The sequence below is a fragment of the Haloarcula sp. H-GB4 genome (assembly GCF_030848575.1).
GTDB lineage: Archaea > Halobacteriota > Halobacteria > Halobacteriales > Haloarculaceae > Haloarcula.
On the sequence record NZ_JAVDDX010000002.1, the window covers coordinates 1,080,050 to 1,101,900 of the forward strand.

The window sequence follows — 21,851 nt, forward strand, 5'->3', positions numbered from 1 at the left end:
AGGCGCTACGCCGATTCACCCCGGAACACGTCACCGCGGGGCTCGTACTCCATCTCATCACAGACAGTTTCGGCCACATCCGCGCCCCACTCGCGTTCGACGAGGTGGACGGCGAGGTCTAGCCCGGACGTGACACCGCCACAGGTTAGAACATCGCCGTCGTCGACGACCCGGGCGTCAACCACCGTCGCATCGGTCGCTCGCAGGTCCTCGATTGCGCCGCCATGTGTCACTGCGGGTCGACCCTTGAGCAAGCCGGCCCGGGAGAGAACCATCCCGCCGGTACAGACGCCGGCGACAGTCGTACCTCGGTCGTGTGCCGCTGCGACAGCGTCGGGCAGGTCCCCGCGTTCGGTCTCCGTCCAGACGCCGGCCTCGCTTCGGTCGTTCCACCCGCCGCCGGCCACGACAAGCAGGTCTGGGGTCACGTCGGCGAGCGGGCCGTCGGGTTCGACCCGGAGTCCGTGGCTCGCAGTGACCGTGTCCGACTCGCTCACCGAGCGAAGCGTCACATCCCACGATGCGCCAAAGCGCGCCGCGTTCTCGAACACCTCGTAGGGCCCGATGGCGTCCAGTTCGTCGAACCCGTCGAAACAGGCGATTGCAACAGTGTCCATGCCCATAACACGGCTGACAGCGAGAAATAGCCCGGTGGCTTCGAGGGACTCGGTACCACCTGACAGGTATTCGGAGTGTTCTTTGGGAGCGACGCCGAGCGAATAGGTATGTCCCACCCGTTTCACATCGTCGACGTGTTCGCACAGGAGCGATACGCCGGGAACCAACTCGCCGTCGTGACCGACGCCGGCGACCTCCACGAGGACGAAATGCAGGCCATCGCCGCCGAGATGAACTACTCCGAGACGACGTTCGTTACTGGCGAGCCGACCGACGGTGCGTGGCCGGTCCGCATCTTCACTCCCGCCGCCGAGATACCCTTCGCCGGCCACCCGACCCTCGGAACGGCACAAGTCATCCGGGACCACCTGGCCGACGGGAACCCCGAAACAGTGACGCTGGACTTGCCCGTCGGTGAAGTCCCGGTCGAAGTGCGAGAGCGCGACGGGCGCGAAACCCTGTGGATGACGCAACAGGCCCCCGAGTTCGGCGAGCAGTTGGCCCACGAGGACCTCGCCGCCGTGCTCGGTCTGCCGGCTGACCGACTGGACCACGACTGGCCAGTCGAAATCGTCTCCACGGGGCTGGCGACGATTGTCGTCCCGGTGGCCGACCGCGAGGCGCTGGAAGCCATCGACCTGGACCGGGACGCCTACGACGCCGTGACCGGCGACCGAGAGGCAAAGAACGTACTCGCCGTCTGCCGAGAGCCCCGAAGCGACGACAACGATCTCGCCGTCCGCGTGTTCGCGCCGTTCTACAACGTCCTGGAGGACCCCGCGACAGGCTCCTCGAACGGCTGCCTGGCCGCGTATCTCGCCCGCCACGAGATGCTCGGCAGCCCTGCCGTCGAGGCCCGTGTCGAGCAGGGCTACGAGATGGGGCGACCGTCGCTATTGCATCTCTCCACTGACGGTAGCGGCGAGGATATCAGCGTCCGGGTCGGCGGCAGCGTCGTTCCCGTCGCTCGCGGCGACCTGCTGTAAGCGGCCGCGATAGCTGGGTTACCGGCACACTCATTTCGCCCCGTCCATAACGCCGCGGCATGGACCTTGCACACACCGCGATCTGCGTTTCGGACCTCGACCGAGCGATGGCATTCTACGACGCGCTGGGCTTCGAGGAGACCAACCGCTTCACGCTCGACGGCGTCGATAACGTCTACCTCGGCCGGGACGGCGACGGTGATCTGCAACTGCGCCACGACCCCGACCGGACCACCCCGGTCGCGCCGAACCGCGCCGACGTGGACCACATCGCGTTCACCGTTGATGATGTTGAGGAAACCTTCGAGACAGCCATCAACGCCGGCGCTGCGCCGGTGCTCGAACCGACACAGATTGATGCTGCCGATGCCTTCGCCGCCTTCGTCGAGGACCCCGAAGGGTACACGCTGGAGTTCTACCGCTGGCTCTGAGTAACGGCATCCGTAGGAACGAGCAGGTGATGGTCACCCGAACAGGGAGCGAGCGCGACTGCGCCACAGCGTTGCCGTCCGGGCGGCGACGAGTCGGGCCGGTGTGGACACGGCGACAAGGAAGCCGCCGAAGCCGACGAGACACGTCGCGGCGGCCAGGCTAGCAACGACAATCGGGGAGAGGCCGGCACGGGTGAGGCCGGCGACCGTTCCGGTCGTGAGTGCGAACGAGACGCCGAGGCCGACGGTGAGGGCTGCCGCCACCCTGGGTTCGATCGGAATCCGTCCGAAGACAGACCGGGAGTAGTAGAGGACGTACCCGAAGATGACCAGATTCATCACGGCGTATCCGGCGGCCCCGGCGACCGCTCCGAACTCCGCACCAAATATCGCTGGGACTGGAACGCTGAACACCAGTCCGTAGAGCTTCGTGCGAAAGCTCACGCTCGGTTTCCCGACACCCTCGATGGCGTGTGAGGTGAGCGTCCAGAAACCCCGAAGGATGTTCACGCCACCGACGAGCAGGACGGTCGCCGAGAAGACGGTCTCCGAACCGGCGAAGGCGATCCGCGCGACCACGTCGTGGGCGGCCAGCAAGTAGCCGAAGACAACGAAGGTGACACCCGTCCCGCCGGTGACCGCGCCGTCGAGATATGCGAGCTGCATATCGCCAGCGGAGGAATCCCCACTGACCTTCGTGAGCAGCGGGGAGGAGAGCCGCCAAGAAATCGTCGCGCCGAAGTCGGCGAACCGGTCGGCGGCCTCGTAGATGCCGACGGCCGCCGGGGTCGCGACGATGCCCAGCACGTACACCGGCATATTGTACGACAGGCGGTCGAAGACCTGGTCCGGGACACTCCACTTGGCGAAGTGCCACGCGCGTTCGGCGGCGTGTCGGCCCGGCAACGTCGGGACAACGCCCAACGCGACGGCAACGGGGACGAGCACTGCCAGCCGAACCCCAGCGACAACGAGCAGCAAATCGCCAGCGGTCGCCAGTGTCGAGGCCAGCGCCAGCAAGATGACGAGTTGGATAGCGCTCTGCGTACTGGTAAGCCATGTTTCCACGCTCGGATAGCCGATGGCACCGACTAAACTCGTCACAATCATCGACAGCGCGACCGCGAGGGCGTACAGTCCGACAGGGGCGAGCAGTCCCGGTGACACCACCGTATTGCGGACGATGACACCGGCCAGCGCAGCCACGGCCACACCGGCGATGAGGAGATAGCCGAGGGCGAATAGCAGTGCCAGTCCGAGGTACGGGCCGACGGCTTCGCCCCGTTCGCTGCCGACCTTCTGCAGCGTCTGGCTGATGCCCCGAATCGGGCGGAGGATGAGCGAGACCGAGATGCTGATGAAAAAATACGTGCCGGTCGCCCCGGGCGACGTGACGAATGCGTAGACGATGCCGCTGAGAACGAACAGCGTCGTCGAGAGCAACGCTCCACTGGTCGTCCGAATCGAGGAGTCCAGCAGGTCTATTTCGTCACCGTCGCGCTGTTCGACCATCGACCAAGTATCAGTGCTGGGGGCGTGAAAACGGTGGGGTGGGTCGATGGGGAGAGACGCACCGATGTGCCAGAAGCGGGCGCTCCTCACTCGCAGTCAGTCGCAGAAGACGCCCGCTCACGGTTCACTTCGTTCACCGTTTGCGTTTTCCGAGGTTCTCACGTCGTTCGAACCTCGCTACGCCAGGACAGGGATTTGAACAGATGGTAGACGTTCCGGGCGTGTGGCCTCCACTTCGTTCGGCCGTTCCGGGGCTGCGACTACCGTGCTCAAATCCCAGTTGTCAGCGTTTCACGACTGCTGGCTCGGTCGTCGCTGTCGCTCCTCACTCGCAGTCAGTCGCAGAAGACGCCAGGACTGGGATTTGAACCCAGAATCCCGAAAGGGAACACGCTTTCCAGGCGTGCGCCTTACCGTTCGGCCATCCTGGCACGTACTTCAAGAGTGCGAGGGCGGGCGATTAAGGGCTTTCGTTTCCGAACAGCCGGGGTTGCATACGGTATGAGGCGAGCGTCGCCCCGACACCGACGGCGACAGCGACACCAGCTTTGGCCGATATCGACACCGGCGTCCCGGCCAGCAGTTCGTAGCCCTGGATGAGAACCAGAAACGCGAGGGTCCCAACGACGCCCCACAGAAGGCTACCCTTCGTTCGTGGGTCCATCAGCTCTCCCCGCTCCGTGCTGTTGTGTCGGCAGGTACTGTACGTGCAGACCATCGCATACACAAAATGGTGGTCGCTGCGACTAAAACATCGCCGGAATCAGAGCAGGAGCGTGACGAGCGCCAACACGAGGAAGATGACGATGAGGAACTTCGCGACGCGGAAGCTCAGCCCGGCGATGCCACGGAACCCGGCAATCCCAGCGACGACGGCGAGAATCACCAAGACGACCGCGTAGTACAACAGCCCGCCACCGGACTGCAGCGGCACGGTCACAGTCGATGGCGCAGCGAACGGGAGTGCTACCATCCAGACCACCGGTTACGGGGATGTCGAGAGATCTGGAGCACAGTACTAGCGTGCAGCGATGCCAGTGATGACATATACACCTGTTCCGGCCGTTGCAGCGCCAGTGTTGTGCTTGCGAGGGCGAGACAGTGTGCAGTGGAACCGGTCAGAAACGGTCCCGTTGGGTTGCGATGACGCGGGCGTTGATAGGTCAGGCCCTATTGGTCCAGCAGGGCCTTCATATGCAGGCCATCTGGTGTCTCGGGCGGAGCAGTCAGACGAGCACGTCGACCTCGTACCCTTCGTCGGTGAGCGCGTCGATGAGTTCGTCGACGTGGTCGTGGCCGCGGGTCTCAAGGTCCAGTTCGACCTCGGCCGAACTCATCGCCACGTCGCGACTGGTCCGGTCGTGCTCGATGCCGTAGATGTTGACCTGCTCGCGTGACAGGACCTCGACGAGTTCTTCCAGCGCGCCGGGGCGGTCCTGAAGGACGGTTCGGATTTTGAGATAGCGACCGGTCTCGACGAGGCCGCGCATAATGACGTTGGTCAACATGTTCAGGTCGATATTCCCGCCACACAGCGCGGGGACGATCGTCTCGTCGTCCTCGAAGTCGAACTTCTCCTCCATGACAGCAGCCAGCGCAACGGCACCCGCGCCCTCAGCAAGCGTTTTCGAGCGCTCTAACAGCGTCGTCAGCGCGACAGCGATTTCCGAGTCTGACACCGTCACGACCTCGTCAACGCGATCGCTGATGACGTCGAACGTCTGCTCGCCGACAGTACGGGTGGCGATGCCGTCGGCGATGGTCTCGACACTATCACGCTCGATGCGGTGGCCCTTCTCCAGGGATTCGGCCACGCTGGAGGCCCCCTCGGCTTGCACGCCGATGACGCGGATGCGTTCGTCCTTGCCTTTGAGCGCTGTGGCGATGCCGCTGATGAGCCCGCCGCCGCCGATAGGAACGACGACCGTATCAACGCCGGGGAGATCCTCGTAGATCTCCAGTCCGATGGTCCCCTGTCCCGCCATTACTTTCTCGTCGTCGAAGGCGTGGACGTAGGTTCGGCCCTCCTCGCGTTCGAGTTCGTGGGCGTGTTCGGCGGCTGCGTCGTAGTCCCGGCCGTGGAGGACCACGTTGCCGCCGTAGCTCCGGGTCGCCTTCACTTTCGAAACCGGGGCTCGTTCCGGCATCACGATCTTCGAATCAACGCCGATTCGCGTGGCGGCCAGCGCGACCCCCTGAGCGTGGTTGCCGGCACTCGCTGTGACGACACCAGCCTCCCGTTCAGCGTCTGAGAGCGACGCGATACGGTTGGTCGCACCCCGTATTTTGAACGACCCCGTGCGCTGGAACAGTTCGAGTTTGAGATGGATATCCGCGCCCGTCATCGCGGAAAACGTGTGCGAGTAATCAAGCGGTGTGTGTCTGGCCGTCTCGGAGACGGTGTCCTGTGCCGCGAGGACATCCTCAAATGAGAGCATGCGAGTGGCTATTCACCGGACCATGTTATACTGTGGGCCGACTATGCAGTCTCGGCAGATGTTACAGTTGCAACTACACGGGTAGTGGCCTGAAACGGAAAGGGGGAGCGTGTGACTGCACGCGGGAGAACGAACGCGATTGACTTAAATCCCGTCGTAGCGCGGTGAAAGTGAAAGTGCAAGACAGCATCCGGGTAGAGTTGCGCACCGCTACTGCTCGTCACAGGACGCGACCGTCGGCTAGCCGGACAGAACTGTTTTACACTCGGTATCCCAGAACGTAGTAGATGGATACCTGGCTGCGACGGACGCTATTGTATATCGTCGCGCTTGGCGGCATCATTCTGGGGTATGCGTTTGCATACGACTACGGAATGGTGGCGTTTGAAAACGATCCGCAACCGTTCCTGCGGTCGCTTCGCGTCGTGGTCGAAACGTTCACCACGACCGGGTACGGCTCGGACGCACCATGGAGCACCACGGAGATGCGGCTGCTCGTCATCGTGATGGATATCACCGGCGTCGTGCTCATTTTCCTCGCACTTCCGGTGTTGCTGTTTCCGCTGTTCGAAGAGGCGATGGCGACGAAAGCTCCGAACACCGTCGAGAACGGCCTCAGCGATCATGTCGTTATCTGTCAGTTCTCCCCCCGCGGTGAAACGCTCGTCACCGAACTCGACACCTGGGACGTTGACTACGTCATCGTCGAACCAGACCGGGACCGGGCTAACGACCTCTATGAAGACGGGTACTATGTCATCCACGCCGACCCACAGTCCGTCGATGGACTCGAACGAGCCCATCTGTCATCCGCCCGCGCACTGGTCGCTGACGCGTCCGACCAAGTCAACACCAGTATCATCCTCACTGCCCGCGAGGTCGACGAGTCCGTCCAGACCGTCAGCGTTGTCAAGGAGCCCGACCGCGCGAAGTACCACGACCTCGCCGGCGCCGACGCCGTCCTATCGCCGCGCGGACTGCTCGGCGAGAGCCTCGCGAGCAAGGTGACGACCGGCGTCTCGACGACGCTCGGGGACTCGATAGAGATCGGCGAGGACTTCGACATCGCCGAACTGCCAATCCACCGCGGGAGCGATCTCGTCGGAACGACGCTGGCCGACAGCGGCATCCGCGAGGAGACCGGCGTCAATGTCATCGGCGCGTGGTTCCGTGGCCAGTTCGTGAGTCCGCCCGACCCCGACGCCGAGCTTGACGGTAGTACAGTCCTACTGGTGTCGGGGACTGAGTCCCAACTGGAGCAGCTCAAACAGCTGACCCTCTCCAGCGTGCGTGGCTTCCGCCGCGGAGAGACGGTAATCATCGGTGCCGGCGAGGTCGGCCAGACGATCACGTCAGCGCTTACGAACGCCGGGGTGCCGCATACGGTGCTTGATCAGACCGACGCACAGGGCGTCGATGTCGTCGGCGACGCGACAGATCCCGAAGAGCTACGACACGCTGGCGTTGGCACAGCCAGAACGGTTATTCTCGCCCTGTCGGAGGACACCGATACCGAGTTCGCGACACTTGTCATCCGTGACCTCAACCCGGACGTCGAAATCATCGCCCGTGCCGAGGAAAGCGAGAACGTCCAGAAAATGTACCGGGCGGGCGCTGACTACGTCCTTGCGCTGTCAACGGTCAGCGGCCGGATGCTTGCCTCCACAATTCTCGAAGACGAGGACGTTATCTCGATGGACCAGCAAGTCGAGGTCATCCGCGTCGCCGCTAACGGCCTCGGAAATACGACGATCGGCGAGGCCGATGTCCGCTCACGGACAGGCTGTACAGTCGTCGCCATCGAGCGCAACGGCGCCGTCATCACCGACCTCGGTCCTGACGTGACTATCGAACCGAGCGATAAGCTCGTCATCGCCGGCACCGACGACGGCGTGACGCGGTTCAAGTCGGTGTTTGGCTAACCACCTTTTTCAGCGTCGGGTCGCCTTCGGCGACCACTCCTCGAAAAACGTGGGCGAAAAAAGCGCGAATCGCCTCGCGATTCGCGTGAAACCGCGACCAAGGCCGCGGTATACTAGTCTCGCTTCCCTTCTTCGCCTTCGCAAGCGGCCACGCGGTAGTAACAGGTTAGTGACGACTGACAGCGGGGGCGTCCTACCGCTCGTCCAGCGGCACGAACTCCGTCTCGTCGGTGTTCTTGCCGACGTAGCGGGCGCGGGGTCGGATCAGGCGGTTGTCCTCGATGTACTCGAAGACATGGGCGACCCAGCCACCGACCCGGGACATCGCGAAGATGGGGGTGTAAATGTCGATGGGGATACCCATCTGGTAGTAGGTCGACGCCGAGTAGAAGTCGACGTTCGGGGCCAGTCCCTTCTCTTCCATGAGGTAGTCCTCGATGGTGGTCGACATCTCATACCACTTGAGCGTCCCGGCGGCCTCGCCGAGTTCCTTCGAGCGCTCGCCGAGAATCTTCGCGCGCGGGTCCTTGACGTTGTAGACGCGGTGGCCGAAGCCGGAGACGCGGCGGCCCTCGTCGAGGGCGTTCTTGACCCAGTCGAGCGGGTCGGATTCGGCGTCGTCGACCTCCTTTAGCATCTCCATAACGTCCTGATTGGCCCCGCCGTGCAGCGGTCCCTTCAGCGTCCCGATAGCAGAGGTGACCGCGCTGTGAACGTCCGACAGCGTCGACGCCGTCGTGATAGCCGAGAACGTCGAGGCGTTGAGGCCATGGTCTGCGTGGAGCACAAGCGCCTGGTCGAACACGTCGGCGAGCACGTCGTCCGGCTCCTCACCATTGAGCATGTAGAGGAAATTCGCCGCGTGGTCGAGGTCGTCGCGGGGTTCGACGGGTTCCTTGCCGTCGCGGATGCGCGTGAACGCCGCGATGATTGTCGGGATTTTAGCCGTGATCCGCCGTCCAGTTTCAAGATTGACCGTCTCGTCGGTCGGTTCGGCGTCCTCGGGCGCAGGGTCGAACGCCGAGAGCATCGACACCGCAGTCCGGAGCGCTGCCATCGGGTTCTCGTCCGCTTCGGCGAGCTGTCGCACGGTCGAGATGACATTGTCGTCCACGCCGCGTGCGTCCACCATTGCCTGCTTGAACTCGGAGAGCTCGTCCCGGTTCGGCAGGTGGCCGTGCCAGAGCAGGTACAGCACCTCTTCGTAGCTGGCACCCTTTGCGAGGTCCTCGATGGTGTACCCCCGATACACGAGTTTGCCAGCGTCGCCGTCGATAACGCTGAGTTCGGACTCGGCGACGATGACACCCTCGAGTCCCTTCTTGAGGTCGTCGGACATACGCAATCAGTTCCCTACCTTCCGGGAAAAACATTTTCTTTCTGAGCGTGTGTGGCACAATGTCAGAGAACAGTTATTGGACGACTGTCCAGCAGCTTCCCGTCAAATCCGGGCTGGTGTCCCAGCATATCACCCACACTTGTGTGCAAACGGCCAGTCACGACACATATCGGGGCGCGCTATCTCGCCACACAGTGAGGAACGTTTTTGCTCGGGGCCATCGAACCGGCGGCTATGGACCCGACAGGGACGGTCGAGTACGAACCGGTCAGCGTCAAGCAGGTGCTGGCCGAGATGAAAGACACTGCCGAGTTGCTCATTGACCTCTCGTATTCGGCTGTTCTGCTGGGTAGCGACGACGTGGCTGCGGAGGTGCTGGAATTAGAGGAGAAAATGGACGTGCTCCAGTTGCGCGCGCGCATGAGTCTCCTGATGGCCTGCCGGTCGACGGCGGACGCGGAATCGCTCGCCCCGGTTCTGGGGATGGTTGGGGCCGCTGAGAAGATCAGTGACGCCGCCGGCGACATCGCCAAAATAGTGCTAGAAGATATTGGCCTGCCGGATACAATGCGGGCGGCCCTGCCCGAGGCCGTCGAGACGCTCGTGCGGGCGACGATCGGTTCAGGCTCTCCGCTAGCCGATGAGACGTTGGGGAGCTTGAATCTCGAAACCGAGACGGGTGTCCGGGCGCTGGCGATCCGACGGCAGGGGAACTGGTTGCTCAACCCCGACCGGGAGACGCGCCTTGAAACGGGCGACGTGGTGCTGTTCCGGGGGCCGGAGGACGGTATCTCCGAAGTGTATCAGGACGCGATGGGCGAGGTGTACGAACCGCCGGAGCCACCGGAAGGAGGCGTTCGAGACCTCGAGCGGGCCGTTGACTCCATCGTGTTGATGAAAGACATGGGCGAACTGGCCGTCGACCTGGCCTACGGCGCGGTTCTGTTCGACAGCACGGAGGTCGCCGAGGAAGTCGTCGAACTCGAAGCCGAGGTCGATGCGCTGCAGTCACGGTTCGAGGCCTGGACGCTCCGGGCCGCCGCCGACATCGACGACCCAGTCTCCCTGCGGGGCCTCGTCCATCTGGCCCGGTCGACGGAGGTCGTCTCCGACGCCGCGCTGGAAATGAGCGAGGGTGTCCTGCGAGGGCTGTCGACGCATCCGGTCGTCGCTGAAGCTGTTCAGGAATCCGACGAGATCATCGTCCGAACGACGGTGTACCCCGATAGCGACCTTGCGGGGACGACCATCGGCGACGCGGAAGTTAAGACGGCGACGGGCATGCGGATCATCGCGATACGGCGCGGCGCCGGGGAGAGCGAGCGGACCGGCCGCGAGGGAGGCGACTGGGTCGTCTCACCGGGCCCGGAAACGCAGATTCAGACGGGCGACGTACTCATCGCAAAGGGGACTCGAACCGGCGGCGACCGGCTTACGGACCTAGCAAAGGACGCCTAGCTCTCTACTTGTCTGGCGAGTCGCACGGCCGATACGGCCGTGAACAGCGCTGTCAGCAGCCCACCAAGCGACGTCACGAGAACGAACGCCAGCGCCACGTAGAATCCAATCGGCCGCTGGGCCCCTGGCAGGACGAACAGGGCGAAGAGCCCCGCCGTGAACAGGCCAGCGAGCACAAAGCCGATTTTCGCGTTGCGTGGCACGTTCAGCGCCGCGACCATCGCCGCTTTGCCGCTCTGTGGCTCGGACTGGGACACAGCTGCCGATAGGGTCGGCGGCCCCAAGATGCCGTCGGTCCGGCGCAACTGTTGGCGAAATCCGAACCAGTAAAGGCTCCCAAGGCAAACGTGGGAACAATGGTTACTTTCGGTACGGCGACCGCCGCTCCCGGTGAGAAAGACACGGGGCGGCTGGAGGTCGGTGAGACCCGTGACGGGTCGACGTTCGGGCTACCGGTCGCCGTCGTCAACGGTGTCGACGACGGACGGACGCTCTACATACAGGCGGCCAGCGACGGTGACGAGCTGAACGGTGTCGGCGTCATCCAGCGGACGCTCCCACAGCTCGACCCGATGGAGCTATCGGGGACGATTCTGGTCTGTGGCGTCGTCAACTACCACGCGTTCCAAGTCGCCGAGCACCGCAACCCGGTCGACGACACGAAGATGAATCGGGCGTATCCGGGCGATAAAACAGGGACATCGAGCGAGCGCATCGCCGCGGCGACGTTCAACGCCGCCATCAGCGCTGATTACGTGCTCGACCTGCATCAGGGGTCGACCTCGCAGATGATCGACGAGGTGCGGGTCCGGTGTGGCACCCGGCATCGCCTCCACGAGGAGTGTCTCGAACTCGCGAAAGTGTTTGGCTGTGGCTACATCCTCGACCAGAAAGGTCCCGATGGACAGCTGGCTCGCGCTGCCCCTGACGAGGGCGTGCCAACAATCGACCCCGAACTCGGCGGCTGTGTCGGGTGGGACGAAAACTCCATCCAGCGCGGCGTCGACGGCATCTTCAACGTATTGCACTACTACGGCTTCCTCGATGGCCACCACGATACGCGCCCGCAGACCCGCGCTTCCGGGTTCGAACAGTACGGCTCTCCCGTCGGCGGCCTCATCGACCTCAAACCCGACCTCGGGGACCGCGTCGCCCGCGGCGAGACGCTGTTCGAAGTGACCGATGTGTTCGGCGATCCGAAGGCCGAAATCACCGCCGACTCCAGTGGCGTGTTCTGGCGTGCCCGCCGGCTCCCGCAGGTCGCGACCGGCGAGTACGTCTGCTCGGTCGGGACGAACATCGATACCTACTAGGACTCGCGTTTTTATCCGGGGGTTCGCGTGGCACAAAGCGCTGCGTATGCCCGCTCACAGACCTGCCTTTCCCCGTGGCGGCCGACGGAACGGCCGCCCGGCCGCCGCTCTGTTCGCTCCGCCGCGGCCACAGACACCGACTACTGTGGCCGGAGATGCCGCCGGTTTTTGAACGATGGGTGCTCCAGTGCATCTATGCGCACCTGTAGTGCCTGCGACCGGGAGTATCCGCGTGCAGAACCCTGGCGGTGTTCCTGCGGGGCACCGCTCGACTATGCCACGCAGCCGCTGCCCGATAGCCGACCGGGCCAGTTCTCACGGACCAGCGGCGTCTGGGACTTCGCCGAGTTCCTCCCGATGGATGAGCGAGTCAGCCTCGGCGAGGGCTGGACGCCGCTGGTCGACGCGCCCGAGTGGGACGCCACGTTCAAACTAGAGTATCTCCACCCGACGGGGAGTTTCAAGGACCGCGGCGCCGCGACGGTCATCGCCGAAGCGCTCGACGTCGGAACCGACCGCGTGCTCGAAGACTCCTCGGGCAACGCCGGGCTGGCGGTTGCGTCCTACGCGGCGCGGGCAGGGCTGGACGCGGAGATATACGTCCCCACGAGCGCGAAGGACGCAAAGGTTCGCCGCATCGAGCGGACTGGTGCGGACGTGGTTCCAGTTGAGGGGAGTAGAGAGTCCGTAACCGAAGCCTGTATCGACGCTGTAGAGAACGGGGCGGGCTGGTATGCCAGCCACGCCTGGAATCCTGCCTTCTTCGCCGGGACAGCGACAGCCGCCTACGAAATCGCCGCCCAGCGGGACTGGAGCGTTCCGGACGCCGTCGTCACGCCGCTCGGTCATGGGACGTTGTTTCTCGGCCTCTACCGCGGATTTCAGGCGCTGGAGCAAGCTGGATGGACGGACGCTATCCCGCGTATACTGGGAACGCAAGCGGTCGGGTACAGTCCCATCGCTGACGAAGAGGGGAATACACCCGATGACGCTGCCGCCAATGACCTCGCCGACGGGATCCACATCCGAGACCCGCCACGCGGCCGGCAAATACGGCACGCTATCAACGAGACCGAGGGTGCCGCCGTCGCCGTCTCCGCGGCGGCAACGGAGCGGGAACGAGATCGGCTCGGTGCAGCGGGGTTTCACGTCGAGCCGACGTGTGCGACGGCGACAGCGGCGCTACCCGAGTTCAGAGAGCGGGGAGAACTCCAGGACGGTGACGACGTGGTTGTCGCGTTGACCGGGCGAAACGACTAGCGCATCAACAGCGTCGATACTGGAAAGTCGGCATCAACGGAGAGCCACTGATCCTCTACATTTGTCGTGTCGACATCTGGCGCGTAGCAGATGAGTCGCTCGCTGCCGTCGGGACGGGAGCGTACCACGGCAGGCAGCGTTTCCTCGTCAGCGTCAGCCGCTGCCGTCACCTCGCTCGTCGACCGGGTATCGGAGTCCATGTTCCGATTCACGACAGGTGTTATTATTGTTACCTGTCGGTTATCGGGTGTAAGGGCTACTGAACGTCGTCGAGAGAGACGAGAAGGTCCGACGAAACAGCCAGCCAGTTCCCTTCCAGTTCGGAGCCCGTACTGCCGGGCGGATACAAGATTGAACGCTGGCCGCCACCCGCAGCCGGCTCGTGTTCGACAGTCAATAGTTTCTCGGTGGCCTCGCCGTCCGTCGTATTTTGCTGCCGGGCATCTGACCGCTCAGGGCACATGGCCGCAGATAACAGTATAGCAATATTGTTATCCGTAGTCTAAATCGGGATATATCCCCGTATTACCGGAATATTCGTGGTGCTTACTGACCGGTAGCCAGTTCGAACCAGATAGCAGACACAACTGGAGCCGCAATCGATCGCTGGGCGAGAAGTGTACACGACGAGATCACGTCGCGTGCGAATTGGTGGCGCCTACTTCGGGATAGTATCGGCCCCGAGGTGCAGATGGACCGGTAACCCGAGATAACTCCGTCTCAGCGAGACGGGTGGGTTGGCGCATCGAACCCGCCACGGACCAGCGGCTTCGCGATATGGCGGCGCGCGACCGGCGGGACTTCGTACCACCCGCGTTCCAGTCCCCGCTCGATGGACTCCTCAGTCTTGCCATCAGCGCTGGTCCCGCAGTCCCGACACCGATAGCCCTGGTTCCGGCCGGCGGATTTCATTGACCGGCCACAGTCCGGGCAGTCCGGTGTAACGGATTCCGTCCGAACGAGGTCCCGGACCGCGAACTTCTCCAGTTTGAGCGTCCCGTCGCTCACTTCACCACAGGCGGTGAGTCGGTCGCCGGCTTTGAGCGAACGAACCCGGTCGCGAAAGCCCTTTGTCGGCTCGAAGGCCGCACAGTCGAGGGTCGCGCCGTCGCCTTCGAGGGTGAAAAACACGTGTCCCCCCGCCCGCGTTTCGGGGGCCTCGACCACATGGCCGGTGACGCGGTAGGCGCTGTCGGCCGTGACCGCGTCGACTGTCGCATCCTGTAGATGTACGTCGGTCCCCTGGTTCGTCACGAACATCGCTCGGCGGGCGATGGGTTCGCTGTCGATTGCATCCGCGACGGCGCGGCAGGCGGTTGAGTCGTCGCCGCGAATCCCGTAGAGAATCGGACACGGTGTCCGCGGCACACAAACCGGATAGCCCGACTCTCGGTCGACAGTGTCCCACACGTCCGGGTAGTACTCCTCGGCCGCGGCGCGGACGCTCTCGCCGTCGACCGCCCGCTCAGTGCCCCACCGGTCTTGCTCCCGGTAGGCGATGTGTTCGTAGGTCCAGTCCGACAGCGCGGCCCAGGCTCCGACCGCCGCGAGCGCGCCGACGAGTCCGCGGCCGTTGCCCCGCTGGCAGCGAGCGAACCCCACCACGTCAGCTAGCGTCGTCGCGGCCATCGGGTCCTGTATGGACCGGATTGTTTCACGGGCGAACGTTGCGACCTGCGGTGGGACAGCGTCGGGGTCGCAGTCGGCGACGATAGCGCCGGGGTTGGTCCGTGGGTCGTCGGTCTCAGCCATGTCGAGCACATCCTCGGCCAGTCCAAGCGCTCTGTCGGGGTCGAGGTCCGTATGCACCGCTAACGCCGCGTTCCCGCGAGTCTTGTGTTCGACGGCGGGGTTCAGACGGACGAGGAGCAGTCGCTCGACAGTCCCCCCAGCGTTCCGGATCGACTCGGCGAGGGTCGCGGCAGCGTAGGTCGTACACATTCCCCGTTCGCGCGAGTCCGTATCATCGAGGCCGACGACGGTCACGCTACGGTGTAGCCCCGAAGCGGTCAAACGCCTTTCGTCACGGGCCCTCGATTCGGCTTGAGAGGTCAACGGACGGCGCAATACATATAATGGGTGAGCGGGCTAGACTCAGTAGAGGTACAGAGTACTATGTCACGGTCGGCGCTGGTGGAAAACGTCATGGCGATGCTCGAAGACGCTGGCTTCCTCGTCAGCGACCGCTGTGCGATTCGGCCGAAGAGTTTCGACATCGCTGCCCGTCGCGGTGAGGACGTGTTGCTCCTGAAGATACTGGGCAACATCGACGCCTTCGACGCACAGACCGGAGGCGAGATGCGGCGACTGGGCACGTATCTGAATGCTACCCCGATCGTGATTGGCCTCCGAACGCGCGACGAGGAACTGAAACCTGGTGTCGTCTACTTCCGGCACGGCGTCCCCGTGCTGTCACCCGACACCGCGATGGACCTGTTCGTCGAAGAGGTCCCGCCACTCATCTACGCCGCGCCGGGCGGACTCTACGTCAACATCGACTCCGAAATCCTCGCCGACGTGCGCGAGAACCGCGACTGGTCGCTTGGCCGTCTGGCGAAAGAGCTGGGCGTCTCCCGGCGGACAGTCTCGAAATACGAGGACGGGATGGACGCCTCCGTCGAAGTGGCCGCCGAACTCGAAGACCTGTTCGACGCGCCGCTGACCTCGCCGGTGAGCGTCCTCGAAGGCGCCGAGGAAGTTCGTGACGACGAGCCGACACCGGACGATCCTGATGTCGCGCCGGAGGACGAGCCGATTGTGACAGTGTTCACCCGCATCGGGTTCGAGGTCCACCCGACGGACCGCGCGCCGTTCAAGAGCGTCAACGAGAGCGACGACGAGCATGGGCAGGTCCTTGCCGGTCACTCGGCGTTCACCGAAACCGCCGAAAAGCGAGCGCGAATCATGTCGTCGGTCGGTGAAGTGACCCGGACCCGGTCGGTGTACGTCGTCGACGAACTCCGGCGGGAGTCTGTCGAAGGGACCGCGCTCATCGAGAAAGAGGAGATGGAGAACATCGAGGACGCCATCGATCTGCGCGACCTGATTATGGAGCGCGGCGAGGACCGCGAAGAAGTGGCCTGAGCGGGCGCTATCAGTCTTCGTTGCCAAATGAAAACGAGAAACAGCGTAAGCGCCGGGTTTACTGTCCGTACGTCTCTTCGAGATATTCGACGATATCGTCGGATTCGGGCATTCCGTCGACGCCGTTGTCCTCGTCGATGAGTACCGGAACACCGGTCTGGCCCGAAACCTCCTTGACTTCGGTCCGGTCGCCGTGGGACCGCGGGACCATGTGGGACTCGTAGTCGAGTCCGAGTTCGTCGAGCTTCTTGATTACCTTCGCACAGTACGGACAGCCTTCGAGTTCGTAGAGTTCGAGATTGGCCATTGCACACGCAAATAGGCGAGCCAGCGTCAAGAACACATCGGTGGTGTGTCCCAGCCGCGCACCGTCGGCAGCAGTTCCACCTGCGCTACGCGTCGATGTCGTCGGGTGCGTCGGCGAGCAGGTCCGACGCGGTTACGAGCGAGGACAGTTCGAGGTCGTGGTCGGCGAGGTTCTCGCTGGCCCCTTCCTCCCGGTCGACGACGACGAGCACTCGGTTGACGACAGCGCCAGCCTCGCGGAGTGCCTCGGCGGCGTCGACCGCGCTCTGGCCGGTCGTGGCGATGTCTTCGAGGATGATGACCTCCTCGCCGTCGGTCAGGTCGCCCTCGATTCGGTTGCCCGTGCCGTACTCCTTGGCCTGCTTGCGGGCGATGACGTAAGGAATCCCAGTTTCGACGCTAGTGACCGCGACCAGCGGGACCGCACCGAGGGCGACGCCGGCCAGGGTGGCGTCCGTGTCCCAGTCGGCGATGCGCTCGGCGAATGCCCCGGCGATGAGGTCCAGACAGTCCGGGTTTGTCTCGAAGACATACTTGTCGACGTAGTAGTTCGACGTGCCGCCGTGGGAGAGCTCGAACTCCCCGAATTTGACGGCTTCAGCGTCTCGTAGCGCCGCGATGAGTTCGTCGTTTGCCATACGCTCACTGAACGGTCACGGGGCTAATGACTGTTGGATTCAGACAGCGACATTCCTAAGCCCTTCCGCCTCAGACACTCGCTCGAATGCAAGTGTTCGGGTCGAGCGGCGTCCGAGGTGTCGCGGGCGATGAGCTGACACCGCGGTACGTCCTTCGGGTTGCACAGGCCGCCGGGGACGTCTGGCGTGACGACCACGACCGCGTGGCGATCGCCCGGGACACGCGGACGACCGGGCGGACGTTTATCAACGCCGCGACAAGCGGGCTGACGGCCGTCGGGTTCGATGTCGACCGCCTCGGCGTCGTGCCGACACCGGGACTGCAGGCCTACTGCGAGCGTGAGGCCGTCCCGGGCGTGATGATTACCGCGAGCCACAATCCGGCCGCGTACAACGGCGTGAAGCTCATCGGCGCCGACGGGGTTGAACTGACACGGAGCACGCTCGACCACGTCGAGCAGTCGCTCCGGGACGACACTCCAAACTACGCAGACTGGGAGACAGTCGGGTCAGACACCGCCATCGAGAGCGCCCGCCGCCGATACCGCGAGCAGGTGCTTGCTGCCGTCGACCGCGACCGCATCGCCGACGCCGACCTCACTATCGTCGTCGACTCCGGCCACGGAGCTGGCTCTCTTACAAGCCCCGACCTGTTCCGCGAACTCGGCTGTGAAGTCCACACCGTCAACACCCAGCCCGACGGCCACTTCCCCGGCCGTGACCCCGAACCCGTCGCCGAGAACCTCGAAGACCTGCGGGCGTTCGTCCGCGCGACCGACGCCGACCTCGGATTCGCCCACGACGGCGACGCCGACCGCGGGATGTTCGTCGACGAGACCGGTACACACATCGAAGGCGACGCCGCGCTGGCCGCGCTTGCGGCGGCGAAAATCGAGTCCGGCGACGGCGTCGTCTCGGCGGTCAATGCCTCCCAGCGACTTGTCGACGTCGTCGAGGACGCTGGTGCGACTCTCTCACTGACTCCTATCGGCTCGACGTATATCGTCAGTCGCATCCGCAAACTCCAAAACGAGGGGACCCACGTCGCGATTGCCGGCGAAGGCAACGGCGGCATCCTCTTCCCCGACTACCGTATCGCCAGAGACGGCGCGTTCACCGCCGCGAAGTTCCTCGAACTCGTCGCTGACCGGCCCGCAAGCGAGGTTGCCGCGGACTACGACGACTACTACAACGTCCGGCGGAACCTCGAATACGAAACCGAAGAAGAGCGCGAGTCGATGCTCGAAGGCATCGAGGCCCATGCAAACGAGGCGACAGCCGACCTCGACACGACAGACGGCTACCGCCTCGACTACGGCGACGGCTGGGTACTTGCCCGACCGTCCGGGACGGAGCCCGTTGTCCGGGTCTACGCCGAAGCGCGCACACTTGACCGCGCCGAGGAACTCGCCGAAACGATGGTTAGCCGAGCGACCCAGCAAACGAATACTTACAGCGGCGAATAGGTGTCCAGCGCGTCATCGATAGCCGCTCTGGCCTTGTGGGCGGCCGACAGTTCCTGTTCGACAGCACCGCTTGCCAGCCGCTCGCGTTCGGCTTCTGTGAGTTCCGAGCGAGCGAGAGCGCTCTCCCGGAGCCGCTCGTAGTCGTCTCGCTCCGCGAGTCCACGCACCGCCCGGAGTGCGGCGACAACCGACTCATCGACGAAGCGGGCAACAACCGAGCGGTACGCTTGGCAGAGCCATGGCAGAGCGGTCGCCGATGGCGGCGGCCAGTCGATCCGCACCGGCTCGGCGTCAAGCCGCCGGAGATACGTCTGCCGGGTGGCGACGGTGCTGCGGAGCGCTGCGGTGTCGTCGACGTAGTGGTCCAGTTTTGAGGCGGAGTAGTCAGCGTACTCCAGTAGTTTCGGAATCGGCTCGGTCCCGGCGTCGTGCTCACGAACGTACGTCAGCAGTTCCGCAGGTGGGGACCGGAACTCGACTAGCGGATACGCGTCCGCTCGCTCGATAACCGCCAGCACGTCTCTGGCGGGCGTGTTGCGGCGAAATTCGGTGAACGCCTCGGTGACGGCGTCGTTGTAGCGCTCGATTGGCTCACGAAGGTGCTCGACCGGGGCATCGAGATCGGCGGCGCCGAGCCGCTGGAGGCGTTCGAGGTCATCGATGCGGTCGCTCAGTTCGTCGCGTCGACGGCCAGCGTCCGTTCGGGCTTTCCTGTACTGCTCGCGTGTGTCGTCGAGTTCGTCGAGTCGCCCGACGAGGTCGCCGATAGGGGAGAGCATCTCGCGAGCCTGCTCGAAGTCGCTCTCGGTGAGCCGCCGCTGCTGAAGGAAATCGTCGATTTCTTCGAAGGTCTCCCGTTCGGGCAGGTCCTCTGGGAGGTCGTCGGTCAGCGTTCCGACCTGACCCTGAAACTCCATGAACGCCTCGAAGTCACCACCGCCGGTCGCCCGACCGTCGTAGCTTTCGAGCAGGTTCCACAGTTCGCGGTAGATCTCACGGCAGTCACGGAGTGCGTCGGCACCGATTTTCTCGACGCGCGCCTGTGCTCGGGCGTACGCATCAGCGGCCTGTTCGAGTTCCGCCACGGCGTCGGGGGGTCCCGCGCCGTTTTCGATCTCAGTATCGGATCGTGCCATTAGTACACGTCGTCTGGGTCGAACACTTGCTCACCGACCGTCTCGCCATCGACAGTTCGGTGGAAACAGGACTCGTAGCCGGTGTGGCAGGCCCCGCCAGTCTGGTCAACGATGTACAGCAGCGCGTCCCCGTCGCAGTCGACCCGCACTTCTTCGACGGCCTGCGTGTGGCCGCTCGTCCCGCCCTTGTGCCAGAGTTCGTCCCGGCTCCGCGAGTAGTAGTGGGCCTCCCCCGTCTCGCGGGTCTTCCGGAGCGCTTCCTTGGTGACGTAGGCGAGCATAAGCACCTCACCGGAGTCGGCGTCCTGCGCGACCGCCGGGATGTACTCCTGCTCGTCGAATGCGAGGTCGACGTCGGTCATACTCGGGCCGAGGTGTGTCCGCAAAATAGGTCTTCTGCTGTCAGGGGTCAGGCCAGCCCGACCGCCTGCAACAGCGAGAACAGCACGTCGCCATAGGTGAGCGAGACGACCAGTCCGGCGAACATCGGGACGAGGAACGGAATCCCCGGCGATATCCACACCTCGTCCTGTTCGACAAGTACATCCAGCCCGTCGCGGAGTTGGGCCGGCGATGTACCGTAGGCCGAGTGGTCGATATCGTCAAGGAACCGCTCGGCACCCCACGGGTCGTCGGTTTGGTCGGGATGGGCCGCCCCATCGGCCCCGGCGACGTGGGCTGACGGTTCGGCCACATCGCCGGACGCCGGGTCGCCGTCATCGGTCACCAGAGAGCCGTCGCCGGGGTCGTTCGGGACCGCTGGGAGGGAGGCCGGACGCCGATGCTGCTCGGGGTCGGCACGGATATCAGCGAGCGAGCAACCGCGCCACTGGAGGTACATCCGGAGGGCGTCGAGATCGAGGCCACCACGGTCGAACCCATCGGGCGATTCGAGCAGTCGACCGTACTCCTCGGTGACGTTGGCGGCATTGACGGGCCGGCCGATGAACATCGCCAGCGAAAATCGCCCCCGGGCGAGGTTCCCGGCAGCGACAGCCAGCGGGTAGACAACACCGGCAAGCACGGTGTTTGAGAGTATCGTCAGCGAGAAGACGCCGATAGCGGTCTGCTGAAGCGGGAGGGCGACGCTCGGTATGGGCAGGTAGTACACCGGATAGACGGGAAAGAGAACGGCAATGAGCATGAACGCCTTCGCGTCAGCACCGCCGAAGCCGCCGATGAGCCAGAAGCCGTACGACAGCGGAATAACGAAGCCGAGACTGATCGCGACCCTGATAAGAAACAGCCGCTGGCCGACTGCTGTCGGGCCGGTCCAGACGGTGTAGGCGTCCCACAGCAGGAGTACGACCGCCAGCACGGCAAGCGGGGTCCAGGTCCGGTTGGGCACCCGGCGAGTTTTCACGTCGCGGTAGGCCGCCCACCCGAACACCGGGACGGCGACCAGCCGAAGCAGGTCCGGTATCGACCCGAGCACGGCTATAGGCAGTACAGCGGCCCCCCTAATGGTTCCGGTACGACGGCTGTCGGTGGCAGTTGCTGCTGGAAGAAGAAAGTGTAGTGCGCTGCAGGAGCCGCGTTAGATGACGCGGTTCTGCAGGTAGTCGAGATGCTTGGCGTTGTAGACGATCTTGACCTCGTCGGCGTCCGGACTGCCGATACAGGTCAGGCGAACGTTCTTGTCTTCGACTTCCTCGTCGCTGAGGATCTGCTGCATGTCCATGTCGATGTCGCCTTCGAGGACGATAGCAGCACAGTTCGCACAGGCACCGGCACGACACGAGAAGGGCCAGTCGTAGCCCTGTGCCTCAGCGGCCTCAAGGATGTACTCGCCTTCGTTCACGTCGAGGGACCCGTAGTCCTCACCGTCGAGGTCCATATCTGACGCCTCTGCGAAGACGTCGTCGTCGTACATGTCCCAGCCGTTATCATCCACTACTTCGTAGTTAAGGTACTCTACCGTGGGCATCACCTGATTGGTTCGAA

The 21,851-nt window shown here is 64.0% G+C and carries 24 protein-coding genes and 1 tRNA gene; 8 read left to right on the forward strand and 17 right to left on the reverse strand.

What is annotated here, in order from left to right:
- Positions 1-5 precede the first annotated feature (5 nt).
- A complete protein-coding gene (locus RBH20_RS14145) occupies positions 6-617 on the reverse strand; it encodes a DJ-1/PfpI family protein (protein WP_373567959.1) in 612 nt (203 codons plus the stop codon).
- 108 nt (positions 618-725) lie between these two features.
- Here RBH20_RS14145 and RBH20_RS14150 point away from each other — a divergent pair, with 108 nt between their 5' ends.
- Together RBH20_RS14150 and RBH20_RS14155 are read left to right on the forward strand one after the other, a co-directional pair.
- Complete coding sequence (locus tag RBH20_RS14150) at positions 726-1,604, forward strand: PhzF family phenazine biosynthesis protein (RefSeq protein ID WP_306709672.1); 879 nt, start codon at positions 726-728, stop codon at positions 1,602-1,604.
- Positions 1,605-1,663: 59 nt separating this feature from the next.
- Positions 1,664-2,035, forward strand: coding sequence for a VOC family protein (locus RBH20_RS14155; RefSeq protein WP_306709674.1), 372 nt, complete (start codon positions 1,664-1,666; stop codon positions 2,033-2,035).
- Between the two features lie 33 nt (positions 2,036-2,068).
- Here the strand turns inward: RBH20_RS14155 and RBH20_RS14160 are convergent, their stop codons facing one another.
- The 5 genes from RBH20_RS14160 to ilvA all read right to left on the reverse strand — a co-directional run bounded on the left by RBH20_RS14160 (position 2,069) and on the right by ilvA (position 5,985).
- Positions 2,069-3,547, reverse strand: a complete 1,479-nt coding sequence (locus tag RBH20_RS14160) for a transporter (protein ID WP_306709676.1) — start codon at positions 3,545-3,547, stop codon at positions 2,069-2,071.
- Between the two features lie 349 nt (positions 3,548-3,896).
- A tRNA-Ser gene (locus RBH20_RS14165) sits at positions 3,897-3,978 on the reverse strand.
- Between the two features lie 29 nt (positions 3,979-4,007).
- Positions 4,008-4,211 (reverse strand): hypothetical protein, encoded by a 204-nt coding sequence (locus RBH20_RS14170; RefSeq protein ID WP_306709678.1) that lies wholly within the window; start codon positions 4,209-4,211, stop codon positions 4,008-4,010.
- Between the two features lie 99 nt (positions 4,212-4,310).
- Complete coding sequence (locus RBH20_RS14175; RefSeq protein ID WP_004590543.1) at positions 4,311-4,520, reverse strand: DUF1328 family protein; 210 nt, start codon at positions 4,518-4,520, stop codon at positions 4,311-4,313.
- Positions 4,521-4,773: 253 nt separating this feature from the next.
- Positions 4,774-5,985, reverse strand: a complete 1,212-nt coding sequence (gene ilvA, locus RBH20_RS14180; protein WP_306709680.1) for a threonine ammonia-lyase — start codon at positions 5,983-5,985, stop codon at positions 4,774-4,776.
- Between the two features lie 287 nt (positions 5,986-6,272).
- On the opposite strand from ilvA, the gene RBH20_RS14185 reads away from it, so the two are divergent.
- A complete protein-coding gene (locus RBH20_RS14185) occupies positions 6,273-7,907 on the forward strand; it encodes a TrkA family potassium uptake protein (RefSeq protein ID WP_306709682.1) in 1,635 nt (544 codons plus the stop codon).
- A gap of 193 nt (positions 7,908-8,100) precedes the next feature.
- Here the strand turns inward: RBH20_RS14185 and citZ are convergent, their stop codons facing one another.
- Positions 8,101-9,246 carry a citrate synthase gene (gene citZ, locus RBH20_RS14190; RefSeq protein WP_306709686.1) on the reverse strand — a complete coding sequence of 382 codons (1,146 nt, stop codon included), beginning with the start codon at positions 9,244-9,246 and terminating at the stop codon, positions 8,101-8,103.
- A 234-nt stretch (positions 9,247-9,480) separates the two neighbouring features.
- On the opposite strand from citZ, the gene RBH20_RS14195 reads away from it, so the two are divergent.
- Positions 9,481-10,704, forward strand: a complete 1,224-nt coding sequence (locus RBH20_RS14195) for a potassium channel family protein (protein ID WP_306709688.1) — start codon at positions 9,481-9,483, stop codon at positions 10,702-10,704.
- Here RBH20_RS14195 and RBH20_RS14200 read toward each other — a convergent pair.
- The gene (locus tag RBH20_RS14200) at positions 10,701-10,925 is read right to left on the reverse strand and encodes a hypothetical protein (protein WP_306710469.1); all 225 of its coding nucleotides are present in this window, start codon (positions 10,923-10,925) and stop codon (positions 10,701-10,703) included. The two genes, RBH20_RS14195 and RBH20_RS14200, sit on opposite strands and share 4 nt — an antisense overlap.
- Before the next feature lie 135 nt (positions 10,926-11,060).
- On the opposite strand from RBH20_RS14200, the gene RBH20_RS14205 reads away from it, so the two are divergent.
- Together RBH20_RS14205 and RBH20_RS14210 are read left to right on the forward strand one after the other, a co-directional pair.
- A complete protein-coding gene (locus RBH20_RS14205) occupies positions 11,061-12,017 on the forward strand; it encodes a succinylglutamate desuccinylase/aspartoacylase family protein (protein WP_306709690.1) in 957 nt (318 codons plus the stop codon).
- Positions 12,018-12,212: 195 nt separating this feature from the next.
- Complete coding sequence (locus RBH20_RS14210; protein ID WP_306709692.1) at positions 12,213-13,277, forward strand: pyridoxal-phosphate dependent enzyme; 1,065 nt, start codon at positions 12,213-12,215, stop codon at positions 13,275-13,277.
- Here RBH20_RS14210 and RBH20_RS14215 read toward each other — a convergent pair.
- The 3 genes from RBH20_RS14215 to RBH20_RS14225 form a co-directional block, all read right to left on the reverse strand.
- Entirely contained in the window at positions 13,274-13,477 is a 204-nt protein-coding gene (locus RBH20_RS14215; RefSeq protein WP_306709694.1) for a hypothetical protein, read from the reverse strand. The genes RBH20_RS14210 and RBH20_RS14215 overlap by 4 nt on opposite strands.
- Positions 13,478-13,533: 56 nt before the next feature.
- Entirely contained in the window at positions 13,534-13,740 is a 207-nt protein-coding gene (locus RBH20_RS14220) for a hypothetical protein (RefSeq protein WP_306709696.1), read from the reverse strand.
- 257 nt (positions 13,741-13,997) lie between these two features.
- Entirely contained in the window at positions 13,998-15,263 is a 1,266-nt protein-coding gene (locus RBH20_RS14225; RefSeq protein WP_306709698.1) for a tRNA(Ile)(2)-agmatinylcytidine synthase, read from the reverse strand.
- Between the two features lie 129 nt (positions 15,264-15,392).
- On the opposite strand from RBH20_RS14225, the gene RBH20_RS14230 reads away from it, so the two are divergent.
- On the forward strand, positions 15,393-16,361 hold the full coding sequence (locus tag RBH20_RS14230) for a transcriptional regulator (RefSeq protein WP_306709700.1): 969 nt from the start codon (positions 15,393-15,395) through the stop codon (positions 16,359-16,361).
- 58 nt (positions 16,362-16,419) lie between these two features.
- On the opposite strand, the gene RBH20_RS14235 is transcribed toward RBH20_RS14230, so the two are convergent.
- Together RBH20_RS14235 and pyrE are read right to left on the reverse strand one after the other, a co-directional pair.
- Positions 16,420-16,668, reverse strand: coding sequence for a glutathione S-transferase N-terminal domain-containing protein (locus RBH20_RS14235; protein ID WP_306709703.1), 249 nt, complete (start codon positions 16,666-16,668; stop codon positions 16,420-16,422).
- Between the two features lie 85 nt (positions 16,669-16,753).
- Entirely contained in the window at positions 16,754-17,305 is a 552-nt protein-coding gene (pyrE, locus tag RBH20_RS14240; protein ID WP_306709705.1) for an orotate phosphoribosyltransferase, read from the reverse strand.
- An 86-nt stretch (positions 17,306-17,391) separates the two neighbouring features.
- Between pyrE and glmM the strand changes: the two genes are divergently transcribed.
- Positions 17,392-18,771: a phosphoglucosamine mutase gene (gene glmM, locus RBH20_RS14245; RefSeq protein ID WP_306709707.1), complete on the forward strand. Its 1,380-nt coding sequence runs from the start codon at positions 17,392-17,394 to the stop codon at positions 18,769-18,771.
- Here the strand turns inward: glmM and RBH20_RS14250 are convergent.
- The 4 genes from RBH20_RS14250 to fer1 all read right to left on the reverse strand — a co-directional run bounded on the left by RBH20_RS14250 (position 18,756) and on the right by fer1 (position 21,834).
- Entirely contained in the window at positions 18,756-19,907 is a 1,152-nt protein-coding gene (locus RBH20_RS14250; protein ID WP_306709709.1) for a hypothetical protein, read from the reverse strand. The two genes, glmM and RBH20_RS14250, sit on opposite strands and share 16 nt — an antisense overlap.
- A complete protein-coding gene (hisI, locus tag RBH20_RS14255) occupies positions 19,907-20,269 on the reverse strand; it encodes a phosphoribosyl-AMP cyclohydrolase (protein ID WP_306709711.1) in 363 nt (120 codons plus the stop codon). The genes RBH20_RS14250 and hisI overlap by 1 nt, the downstream gene beginning before the upstream one ends.
- Before the next feature lie 47 nt (positions 20,270-20,316).
- Entirely contained in the window at positions 20,317-21,342 is a 1,026-nt protein-coding gene (locus RBH20_RS14260; protein ID WP_306709713.1) for an A24 family peptidase, read from the reverse strand.
- 102 nt (positions 21,343-21,444) lie between these two features.
- Positions 21,445-21,834 carry a ferredoxin Fer1 gene (gene fer1 / locus RBH20_RS14265; RefSeq protein ID WP_306709715.1) on the reverse strand — a complete coding sequence of 130 codons (390 nt, stop codon included), beginning with the start codon at positions 21,832-21,834 and terminating at the stop codon, positions 21,445-21,447.
- Between the last annotated feature and the right edge of the window lie 17 nt (positions 21,835-21,851).